Annotated in this window: 11 protein-coding genes; 10 read left to right on the forward strand and 1 reads right to left on the reverse strand. The window is 48.0% G+C overall.

Annotation, left to right across the window (positions count from 1 at the left end):
* Positions 1–623: 623 nt before the first annotated feature.
* Positions 624–1,694 (reverse strand): IS110 family transposase, encoded by a 1,071-nt coding sequence (locus Q7V48_03880; protein ID MDO9209875.1) that lies wholly within the window; start codon positions 1,692–1,694, stop codon positions 624–626.
* A gap of 230 nt (positions 1,695–1,924) precedes the next feature.
* Between Q7V48_03880 and mnmG the strand changes: the two genes are divergently transcribed.
* The 10 genes from mnmG to atpG all read left to right on the forward strand — a co-directional run bounded on the left by mnmG (position 1,925) and on the right by atpG (position 11,001).
* Positions 1,925–3,802: a tRNA uridine-5-carboxymethylaminomethyl(34) synthesis enzyme MnmG gene (gene mnmG, locus Q7V48_03885; GenBank protein ID MDO9209876.1), complete on the forward strand. Its 1,878-nt coding sequence runs from the start codon at positions 1,925–1,927 to the stop codon at positions 3,800–3,802.
* Between the two features lie 292 nt (positions 3,803–4,094).
* Positions 4,095–4,754, forward strand: a complete 660-nt coding sequence (gene rsmG / locus Q7V48_03890; GenBank protein MDO9209877.1) for a 16S rRNA (guanine(527)-N(7))-methyltransferase RsmG — start codon at positions 4,095–4,097, stop codon at positions 4,752–4,754.
* Positions 4,755–4,838: 84 nt separating this feature from the next.
* Positions 4,839–5,603, forward strand: a complete 765-nt coding sequence (locus tag Q7V48_03895) for an AAA family ATPase (GenBank protein ID MDO9209878.1) — start codon at positions 4,839–4,841, stop codon at positions 5,601–5,603.
* Positions 5,604–5,743: 140 nt separating this feature from the next.
* Positions 5,744–6,589, forward strand: a complete 846-nt coding sequence (locus Q7V48_03900; GenBank protein MDO9209879.1) for a ParB/RepB/Spo0J family partition protein — start codon at positions 5,744–5,746, stop codon at positions 6,587–6,589.
* Between the two features lie 20 nt (positions 6,590–6,609).
* Complete coding sequence (locus Q7V48_03905) at positions 6,610–6,999, forward strand: polymer-forming cytoskeletal protein (GenBank protein MDO9209880.1); 390 nt, start codon at positions 6,610–6,612, stop codon at positions 6,997–6,999.
* Between the two features lie 14 nt (positions 7,000–7,013).
* Positions 7,014–7,442 carry an ATP synthase F0 subunit B gene (locus Q7V48_03910; protein ID MDO9209881.1) on the forward strand — a complete coding sequence of 143 codons (429 nt, stop codon included), beginning with the start codon at positions 7,014–7,016 and terminating at the stop codon, positions 7,440–7,442.
* Complete coding sequence (gene atpF, locus Q7V48_03915; GenBank protein MDO9209882.1) at positions 7,439–8,014, forward strand: F0F1 ATP synthase subunit B; 576 nt, start codon at positions 7,439–7,441, stop codon at positions 8,012–8,014. The genes Q7V48_03910 and atpF overlap by 4 nt, the downstream gene beginning before the upstream one ends.
* The gene (gene atpH / locus Q7V48_03920) at positions 8,011–8,553 is read left to right on the forward strand and encodes an ATP synthase F1 subunit delta (GenBank protein ID MDO9209883.1); all 543 of its coding nucleotides are present in this window, start codon (positions 8,011–8,013) and stop codon (positions 8,551–8,553) included. Before atpF ends, atpH begins: the two co-directional genes overlap by 4 nt.
* Positions 8,554–8,559: 6 nt before the next feature.
* The gene (gene atpA / locus Q7V48_03925; GenBank protein ID MDO9209884.1) at positions 8,560–10,077 is read left to right on the forward strand and encodes a F0F1 ATP synthase subunit alpha; all 1,518 of its coding nucleotides are present in this window, start codon (positions 8,560–8,562) and stop codon (positions 10,075–10,077) included.
* Between the two features lie 6 nt (positions 10,078–10,083).
* Positions 10,084–11,001, forward strand: a complete 918-nt coding sequence (atpG, locus tag Q7V48_03930) for an ATP synthase F1 subunit gamma (GenBank protein MDO9209885.1) — start codon at positions 10,084–10,086, stop codon at positions 10,999–11,001.
* Positions 11,002–11,262: the final 261 nt, after the last annotated feature.

Below are 11,262 nucleotides of genomic sequence, written 5' to 3' on the forward strand. Positions count from 1 at the left end.
AAACTTGAGACCCAAACCGGTAAGGGAGATGACGCCAATAATGATCCCTGAACAGGCGCAGGCGACTGCTACACTGGTGATGCTGCGTATGCCTTTATCTACCGCCTCCAAGAAATTTTTGGGGAGGGCACCCATTAAAAGGCACCCATTAAAAGGCACCGTGTCAAGAGAAAAACTTCTCCAAGTACGAGGTTTTGATTTTTTATTTCCCTCGCAGCAAACGACTCGTTTCCTTCTGTAAAGCCGTTACCGTTATTTTTACCCTTGCCGAAATTTCTTTATAAAGGTATTCAGCTTTCTCTGCTGCACCAGGCACCCATCAGGATCAAAGTCGTGGCAGAGAAGTTCCCTTTTGGGGAACTCCTCAAAAATAGAATAAAGGAAGTTATCCATAGCCCCGAAGCGACGTCCCTCAAGAACAGGGGAGCGAAGGGGCTGTGGATAACTTCCCACCGCTACGACTCCTTCCGCCTCTTGGCGGACCAGAAAATCTTCGGTTCCATCCTGTGTCCAAATGATTTCCTACAAGTCTCATGGTTGTGAACCAGCCCTCCCGTGGCTCACAGGATGGGCAGTAAAGATCCCAATAACTTTATTCAGGACGGGGTGGGACGGAGGACCAATCAAGTCTCGTGGTTCTTAACCAGCCCCCCTTTCAGACTCTCCGCCCCAGCCCGCTGCAGACCAAATAATTTCTCCGACTGAAAAGAAACCCCATCCCTCATGATGTAATAGGCAGCCCGAGCCAGTTTATGCGCCAAAGCACTATGCGCCACCATCGCATTCGTCTTGGCTATCTTGCGCTGATAATACGCCCGCGGCTCAGCATGAAAACGCCGGGCCAACTCCGCCGCCTCCGAAAAAGCCCAGGCTAAATACTTATTCCCATTCTTCTTGTTCCCCCCTCCCTTGGCCTTCCCATCACTAACCCACCGACTGGGGACCTTCCGACAATAAGATACGTAATGGCCCACCTCGGCAAACCGACCAATCGGACCCGTCTCCAACATAATCGTCAAAGCTAAAATCTTGCCCACACCAGGAATACTCAAAAGACCCCTATAGGACTCTTGCATCTCTACCCGCTGTAAGATCGCTTCCTCCACCTCCTCAATCTTCCGACTTACATAATCCATCACCTCCTTACTGACTTGCCCCGCCAACGCCAAATCATCATTTCCCCCCAATAACTCCCCCACCCCCTTGCGCCCTTTTAAAATATAAGCCCTCACCTGCATCCCACAGTTCCGACTCACAATATTCTTCAAACTCAGTAAAACCGATGTCCGCAACCTCACCAAATGCGCCCGCTTACGCAAAAGATCCCGAACCGGACGCTCCTCCTTCGGATAAATATACCCCTCCGGTAATACCCCCAAACGCAACATCTCCGCCAACCAAAAGGCATCATCCTCATCATCCATATACTTCAAGCCAGAATACTTCTGCATCGCCCCCGGATTGGCTAAATGCACCCGATACCCCTGCCCCACCAAAAGATCCACCAACCAATACCAATTGAACGTCGACTCCACTACCACCCCCTCTAAATCCCCCTGAAAAGGCCTCAGCGCCTCCAAGATCCCCTCCGGATCATTCCCTAACTTCCTCTTGAAAACCCTCTTCCCTTCTCCATTGATGATCCCCCAAAAATTACTCTTGGCATGAAGATCACATCCCGCATACAATCCCATATGGCACCTCCTTAAATTTGGTTTGACCAACCTAAGCATACCAGCTTTCTCTTAACCTCGTATGCTCAGGAGGTGCCTTTTAATGATTATCAAGGTTAAAAGAGCGATTGACAAAATCATGGTTAAGTGGTAAATATAAAAATATATATTATTTTAGGGTGTTATAATGAATATTAGGTAATGTTTCACGTGAAACATTTTATTTTTAACACTACACCGTAATGGATTCTTTGGAAAGTTCCTCTGTAAAATACGATATCATTGTCATCGGTGCTGGTCACGCTGGGTGTGAAGCGGCCTTGGCTTGCGCTCGTTTAGGCCATCCTACCCTCCTTATCACCATAAACGTGGATGGGGTAGCCCGGATGTCTTGTAACCCGGCTATTGGTGGATTGGCTAAGGGGCATTTGGTAAAAGAAATCGATGCCCTTGGTGGCGAGATGGCCAAGAATATCGATGAGACCGGAATTCAATTCCGCCAGTTGAATACCAAGAAAGGCCCGGCGGTTCGATCTTCCAGGGCTCAGGGAGACCTGCAATTGTACCACCTGCGTATGAAAAAGGTCCTGGAGAGGCAAGAAAATCTTTTTCTTAAACAGGCCATTGTTGACGAAATTCTTGTTAAAAATGGGAAGGCTGTAGGTGTTGAAACGAATGCCGGAGAAAGGTTAATGACCCATGCCGTAATTGTAACTACAGGGACTTTTCTTCGGGGACTTGTCCATATTGGCTTGAAAAATTTTCCAGCAGGGAGATTGGGTGACTTACCTGCGATGATGCTCTCCGAGTCTCTTGGGCGCCTTGGCTTGGTGTTAGGGCGCTTAAAGACGGGGACTTGCCCCCGCCTGGATGGCAAATCCATAAATTTTCCCCTTCTTAAAGAACAATGGGGTGATGATCCGCCTAAGCCTTTTTCATTTAGTAATAAAAAAGTTGCTTTAAACCAAGTTCCCTGCCATATCACCTACACCAATCCAAGAACCCACCAGATCATCCGCTCTGGTCTTGACCGGTCACCCCTTTATTGTGGCGTTATTAAAGGCATTGGCCCCAGGTATTGTCCTTCGGTCGAAGACAAGGTGATGCGTTTCCCGGAGAAAGATCAACATCAGATTTTTTTGGAACCAATGGGCTTAGACACGCTGGAAATATATCCCAATGGCCTTTCCACAAGCCTGCCCATGGACATTCAATTGGCGATGCTCCACTCCATCCAGGGGCTGGAAAAGGTTGAAATCATCCGTCCAGGGTATGCCATCGAATACGATTATGCTGACCCGATTCAGCTGAAGCCCTCCCTGGAAACAAAGCTTGTCGAAAATCTTTTTTTTGCCGGTCAGATAAACGGCACCTCGGGTTACGAAGAAGCTGCGGCTCAGGGTTTGATGGCCGGGATCAATGCTTCTTTGAAGATTAGAGGAATGAACCCCTTCATACTTGGAAGGGAAGAGGCTTATATAGGTGTATTGATTGACGATCTGGTGACCAAGGGGACCAAGGAACCGTACCGGATGTTTACCTCACGGGCCGAATATCGCCTGCTGCTTAGAGAAGATAACGCCGACCTGAGGTTGCGAGAAAAAGGGCGGGCCTTGGGACTGGTAAATGACAAAGATTATTTTGAATTTATTAATAAAAAAGAAAGTATTCACTTAGAGTTAGAATGGTTGAAGAAATTTATTGTTTATCCAACCCCTGGAAATAATGACCGGTTAATGGCATTAAGAAGTTCTCCTATAAAGAATCCAACTTCTTTAGCCGATCTCCTGCGCAGGCCCGAGTTTTCTTACGGTGATTTAAAAATATTCGATCAAAAGCGCGCTTTAACCCAGGCAGAAGTTGCCGAACAAGTAGAAATTCATATCAAGTATGATGGGTATATACAAAGGCAAGAGGAACAGGTTGCCAAGCTATTGAAGCTTGAACACATGCCTTTGCCCGCCGAGGTGGATTTTAAAACCATCCCTGGCCTTACGGCCGAAGTGCGAGAAAAATTAAATCGCGTAAAACCAGTTTCTATTGGGCAAGCCTCACGGATTTCCGGGGTTACTCCCGCCGCCATCTCCATTTTAATGGTATATATGAAAAAAATTGGGTATGGGGGATAAAGGGCTTATTGAGACTTGTTTTTCCGGGCTTGATTAAGGTTGCCAAAAAAAAAGCAAAATATGCCACAGAGAACACGGAGAACACAGAGCTAACAATTTAAAAATAAAAGCCTTTCTCTAATTACTCTGTACTACTAAGGTTCAAACTCTGAAAATTTTATTAAGCATTTTTTAATTTTATCTGTGTTTATCCGTGGTTATCTGTGTCCTAAATTGTCTTTTTTAAGATCTTTATATCTCTGTGATCTCTGTGCCCTCTGTGGCTAATTTAATTTAAATATTTAGGCATTTAATGACTCAGAGTGAATTGTTCGAGTTATTAAACGAAGGTGCTGCGCAGCTTGGTCTGTCTTTGACGCAAGATCAATCCCTTTCTTTCTACCAATACCTCAATGAACTTAAGGCTTGGGGAAAGAAAATGAATCTAATAAGCCGATCCGATGAACGAGAAATAGTTATTAAGGATTTTCTCGATTCTTTGACCGGCCAAGAACAGCTTTTCCAGGGAGCTTCTCTCCTTGACTTAGGTTCAGGAGCGGGGTTTCCCGGAATCCCTCTTAAAATTGTTCGGCCAGACTTGAAGGTAGTTCTGTTAGAGGTAATCCTGAAGAAAGTACATTTTTTGAAAAACTTAGTGCGCGTTTTAGGCCTTGAAAGGGTAGAAGTCCGTCGAACAGGGCAAAAAAAGGGGGTTGAAGAAAATCTTTGCGGTGAATTTGATTTTGTCATTTCCAGGGCTTTTGGGTCCTTGTATAAATTGGCGGTAGCTGGGCTCCCTTTTTTAAAGCAAGGAGGAGTCCTTCTGGCCATGAAAGGGAAAAAAGGGGAAGATGAGCTGGAAAACAACCTTCCCGCTCTCGCTAACATGGGTTTAAGTTTCACTTTGTTGCATCGTTTCCGCTTGCCACTATTGGGACACGAACGAATTCTTATCGGCTTCCAGCGAGGATGATGTTCCACGTGAAACCTTATTGATTTTTTCCTTGATATTTTATCAGGGAATAAGGTATGTGTTTGATGCGGAGAAACTTGTAAAATGTCTAGAGTGATCTGCATAGCCAATCAGAAAGGGGGGGTGGGAAAGACAACTACCGCGGTCAACCTTTCTGCTTCCCTGGCTGTGGCCGAAAAAAAGACTTTACTGATTGATATCGATCCCCAGGGAAATGCCACCAGCGGATTTGGAGTACCCAGGGGAGAAATCTCCCGAAACATTTACCATGCCCTAATTGATCAAGTTCCCCCGCAAGCTTTGCTTCGAGATACAGAATTGAGTTTTCTAATAATCATACCCTCGAACATAGATTTGATCGGAGCCGAAATTGAATTAGTTCCCTTTCCAGACAGGGAAGCGCGCCTGAGGAATGCCTTGAAGGAATTAAAAGCAGAATTCGATTTTTTGATCATTGACTGTCCACCCTCTTTGGGTCTTTTGACAGTGAACTCATTGACGGCGTCGGATTCCATCCTCATTCCTTTACAATGTGAATATTATCCCATGGAAGGGTTATCGCAACTACTTAAAACTATTGAATTAATTAAAAATCATCTGAACCCTGATTTGAAAATCGAAGGGATTCTGTTGACCATGTTTGACAAGAGAAACAACATTTCTCATCAGGTTACCGAAGAGGTCCGAAAACACTTTGGGTCCTTGGTCTTTAATACGGTAATTCCCCGCAATGTCCGACTCAGCGAAAGTCCAAGTTTTGGCAAGCCCATCATCTTGTATGATGCGAGTTCCCGGGGGGCAGAAAGTTATCTGGATTTGGCCAAAGAGGTTTTAAATCATGCGTGGTAACGGCCAACTATTTAAAATGGCTTATTTTTCCTATATCTCAAATTTTTCTTTTGACATTTTTCTTTTATTTAGTTTAAAGTGAATCGTCATTCATTTTTTAAAGTAGCAACAATATTGCCCGATAGCCAAAGGAAAAAAAGTTGGTTGCACGCCAGGCTTTAGGAAAGGGATTGGGAGCTTTAATTCCCGAAAAGCCTCCCTTAGAGTTGGAAGGGAAGAAGGTCTTCGGCACCTGTGGAATCGAAGAGATCAAGCCTAACCCTTTTCAACCCAGAAAGGCTTTTGGTGACGAAAAACTCCAAGAATTGGTTGGGTCCATCCAGGAAAAGGGAATTCTCCAGCCATTAGTTGTCCGGCGCAAGGGAAGTGGGTATGAGCTTATCGCCGGAGAGCGGAGATGGCGGGCTGCTCAGAAAGCTGGGATGAAAGAAGTTCCCATAATAATCAAAGATGTCCCGGAATCAGAGCTCCTGGAGCTTTCTTTGATCGAGAACCTTCAGAGAGAAAACCTTAACCCGATCGACGAGGCCGAAGCTTTCAAGAGATTGATGGACCAGTTCCATTTTACGCAAGAAGAAATTTCCAAGCGGGTTGGGAAAGACCGGACGACCATCACCAACGCCATCCGGTTGCTTAAACTTCCCCCGGACATCAAGCAAAGTTTGGCCGACGGGGCGATCAGCATGGGCCATGCCCGAGCCTTTTTGAGTTTGGATGGGTCAGAGAAACAAAGACTGGCTCTGAAAAAAGTACTCGCCGGCGGCCTTTCCGTCCGCCAGACCGAAAACTTGGTCAAAAGGCTGCGCGTCAGGTCTTACCCTTCAATTCAGAAAAAAAATCAAGAATGGAATCCTTTGGTAGAAGAACTGCAGCGAGCGTTGGGAACGAAGGTGAAGATCATAGCCAAAGGGAAACGGGGCAAAATCGAAATTGAATTTTATTCTCATGAAGAATTGGATCGGATCATTGACCTACTTCGCCGATGAAGGATGGGTAAAGGCGCCGGGTGGATACTAAGAGAAAGAATAAAGAAGAAATCAACGCCCTTTTAGGTTGGGGAACGGAATTCGAAGGAAAATTGACCTTCGAAGGGGCCGTCCGGGTGGATGGGAAATTTACTGGGGAAGTTCAGAGTAATGGAATGTTGATCATCGGGGAAAAAGCCGTTGTCCGGGCGGAAATTCAAGCTGGTATTGTTCTGGTGCATGGAGAAGCCCATGGAAAGATCAGCGCCAAATCCCGGATTGAGGCTTATTCCCCGGCAAGAATTTACGGCGACATTTATTCCCCCGTCCTGGTGTTGGGCGAAGGGGTCATCTTCGAAGGTACTTCCCACATGACGGGGGAGTCGGAAGGAATGGGGAAGGCTGAAAATCTGACCCCCCCCAAAAAATAGACGGAGAGGACTCGATGATCGATTTGAATTTAACGCTCATCATTCAACTGGCAGTTGTTTTAAGTTTGATGGTCATTTTAAGCCAGATTGCTTTCAAACCTTTTTTAAGCCTCCTGCAGGCGAGAAAAGAACGGATCGAAGGAGCTGAAAAAAGGGCCCGAGAACTTCAGCAGCAGGCGGAAGAGTTGATAGAACGGTATCGGGAAGCTATCTCTGCGGCCCAAGCCCAGGGAGCCACGATCCGGGAAGAAATCCGTCAAGAGAGCTTGGCGAAGGAAATGGAAATTTTGCAGCAGGCCATGGAGGAGGCCAATCAGGTAATTAAGGAAATGAAAATGAAAATCGCCGAAGAAACCGGGTTGGCCCGGCGGGACCTCCGGCTTCAAGCACAGAATCTTTCCCGTGAGATCACCGCAAGAATTCTGGGGAGGGACCTTTCATGAACAGATTCTCTTGCTGGTTCCGGGTGAATACCCTCGGGATTCTCGCCCAGGCTTGGGGAGCTAATGATCTCTGGGCGGCCGGGAGCGGGGGAGGAATTTCGGGAGAGGTCTTCTGGCAGATCATCAGTTTCGTTCTTCTGGTCATTCTTTTGGCCCATTTTTTAAAAAAGCCGGTTCGTTCCTTCTTAGGCCAAAGACAGGAGGAAATCAAGAACTCTCTTGAGCAGGCTACCCGGAAAGAGACCAAATCCCAAACCCAACTCGAGGCGTGGGAAAGAAAGCTCAGTGTCCTGAGCCAAGAAATCGTCGACCTCCATCAGAGAATATCCCAGGAAGGGGAAGCGGAACGGAAAAGGATCCTCGAACACGCGATAGAGGAGGGGGACCGGATTCGGAAACAGGCCTTAGTAGTTGCCGAGCAGGAAGTCAAGAAGGCACGGGCGGCCCTAAAAAAAGAGATGGTAGATCTTTCCTTAGAGCTCGCCGAAAAACTCTTGCAAGAGGCTACCCAACCCAAGGACCAAGAGCGATTGGTCAAAGAATTCATCGGCAAGATGGGAGAACTCAGGTGATCCGTTTAACTGTTGCCAGAAAATATGCCCGAGCCTTTTTAGAGATAGGCCTCCAAGAAGGCAATTATGATACCCTGGGCAAAGAATTGGAAACAATAGCCAAGCTGCTAAAACAGAACAGGGAGCTCAGGGCGGTTCTATTCAGTGCAGCCTATCCCGCGGCCACCAGGAAAGGTATTGTCAGAGCCGTCGTCGAGCCACTCGGCCTTTCTCCATCCACCGTGAATTTCATTGATTTGCTGATCGATCGGGAAAGGATCGATCATTTTATCGAGGTGGCCAAGTCTTATGAAAGCCTTGGCGATGCGGTTGCCAAGCGGGTTCGAGCTACCTTAGTTACGGCGGGAGATATCTCCCCCACACTGGTGAAAACCATTAAGGGTCAGTTGGAATCTTCGACCGGCAAAGAGGTCATTCTTGCTGTGGAAGAAGACCGCTCCCTGATTGGAGGGGTAATGGCCAAAATTGGCAATGTTGTTTATGATGGAAGTCTAAGGATGCAGTTTTTAAAAGTAAAAGAGAACTTATACAAGGAGTGAGCAAAGATGGCGGTACAGATTAGAGCCGACGAGATTAGCAAAATCATCCGCAGCCAAATCCAGGGGTTCGACCGCCAGTTGGATGTGGCGGAAACGGGAATCATTCTCTCGGTGGGGGATGGAATTGCCCACATTTATGGCTTAGAGCATGTCATGGCCGGGGAGCTTTTGGAGTTTCCTCACGGGGTCTATGGCATGGTCTTGAACTTGGAACAAGATAACGTGGGTTCCGTTCTTTTTGGTGAAGATACTTTGATCGGGGAAGGGGACACGGTCAAACGGACAAAGCGGATTGCCCAGGTACCCGTGGGGGAGGAACTCATCGGGCGGGTAGTGAACTCTTTGGGTCAGCCCCTCGATGATGGTCCCGCCATTGAGGCCAAACATTTCCGTAATATTGAGCAGAAAGCACCGGGAATTGTTGCCCGCATGCCGGTGAAAGAGCCGCTGCAGACAGGCCTGAAAGCCATCGATTCCATGATCCCCATCGGCCGGGGTCAGCGGGAATTGATCATCGGAGACCGCGGGACGGGCAAGACGGCCCTGGCCGTGGATACCCTTCTCAACCAGAAGGGCAAAGGGGTTTATTGCTTCTATGTAGCGATTGGCCAAAAACGCTCGACCGTAGCGAGAGTGGTAGACCTCTTTAAAAAATATGGAGCCATGGAATACACCACAGTGATTGCGGCCACCGCCTCGGACCCGGCTCCTTTACAGTACATCGCGCCCTATACTGGCTGTTCCATGGGAGAGTACTTCCGGGATTCGGGAAGGCATGCCCTTTGCATTTACGATGACCTCTCCAAACACGCCGTGGCTTATCGGCAGCTTTCCCTCCTTTTGCGCCGTCCACCGGGACGCGAAGCCTTCCCCGGGGATATTTTCTACCTCCATTCTCGACTCTTAGAGAGGGCGGCAAAACTAAAAGATGAATTGGGTGGAGGGTCATTGACTGCTCTGCCGATTATCGAGACTCAGGCAGGAGACGTCTCGGCCTATATACCCACCAATGTTATTTCCATCACTGACGGTCAAATCTATTTGGAGTCGGAACTTTTCTATTCCGGAGTCCGACCGGCAATCAATGTCGGGCTCTCGGTCTCCCGGGTGGGGGGCAACGCTCAGATAAAAGCCATGAAACAGGTGGCCGGAAGTTTGCGCCTCGATTTGGCCCAATACCGGGAAATGGCTGCCTTCGCCCAATTTGGCAGCGATCTGGACAAGGCTACCCAGGCGCAGTTGGCCCGAGGAAGCCGGCTGGTGGAAATTCTCAAACAGCCCCAATATAAACCCCTACCCGTGGAGAAACAAATTTTAATCATCTTTGCTGGAACGAATGGATATCTGGAAATGTACTCCGAAAGTGTTCTGCAGCGGTACGAAGAGGAGCTAACGGCGTTCGTGGACAACCGGTATCCCCAAGTATATACGGAGATAAGCGAGAAGAAGGCCCTGGATGCTGAACTCGGAAAGAAGATCAAGGACGTGCTGGAAGAGTTCAAGGGCCAGTTTAAAGTGGAGTGAGCACCTATGGCGAAAGCAAGCCTTCGGGATATTCGCAAAAGGATTACCAGCGTTCGATCCACGCAGCAGGTTACCAAAGCCATGAAAATGGTGGCAACCGCCAAACTGCGCCGGGCTCAGGAGAGTATCCTGGCCACCCGGCCCTATGCCACCAAGATGTTCGAAGTTCTCAGCCGTCTTGCGGCCAGGACCTCCGCCGAAGTCCATCCCCTGTTAGCCAGAAGAGAGGCCAAGCGGGTCGAGGTAGTGGTTTTCACTTCCGACCGAGGCCTCTGTGGCGCGTTTAACATGAACCTCATTCAAAGGACGGAAAAGTTTTTGGAAGAGGAAAAGGCCAAGACAGAGGAAGTGGCCCTCTCTTTCATTGGGCGCAAAGGCCGGGATTACTTCCGCAAACGGAAGGTGATTATGCGGCGAGAGTACGTCAACTTTTTTGGCAAGGTGGATTTTATTCTGGCTGCGAACATTGGCCAAAAATTGGTGCAGACCTACGCCGCCCAACAAGTGGATGGTATCTACCTGTTGTATAGCGAGTTCCGTTCGGCCCTTCAGCAGCGGGTGGTTTTAAAAAAGATCTTGCCAGTGGAACCCAAGGGCGGCGAAGAGGGGCCAGATATATCCTTCAGCGCCGGGGCCCATCCGTCCGGAATGGGGAAGATATCGGCTGGGGAATACCTTTATGAGCCTTCGGAAGCAGAGATCTTGGATAAGCTTCTCCCCATGTATGTAGAAGTGCAAGTCTATCAAGCGTTGCTGGAATCCTTGGCCTCCGAGTATGGAGCCCGGATGACAGCCATGGAGAATGCTACCAATAACGCCACGGAGATGATTGATAAATTAACCTTGATTTACAATAAAGCAAGACAGGCGGCGATCACCAAAGAATTGATTGAGATCGTCAGCGGTGCCGAAGCACTGAAGTGAAAAAAGTTCTTGGACGCAGATTCTAAGGATTTAAAACAGGAACAAGGTGATTTCGGCTTAATGCCTTTTCAAGTCTTTATCTGCGTGCATCTGCGGAAAGCTGCGTCCAAATAATTTGATAGGCTTTTCCATTTGACTCATGTTAACCTGTTGTTTAGGAATCAGTTTGCTTGAGAGTTATCGTTACCGGTGGCTTTCTCAGGCTCGGGGGCCAGGGCGCTTCGCTTGGCATCATGAGGCGCTCGACTTTCCATGGATTAG

The organism is Deltaproteobacteria bacterium, from assembly GCA_030654105.1.
Lineage (GTDB): Bacteria > Desulfobacterota > SM23-61 > SM23-61 > SM23-61 > JAHJQK01.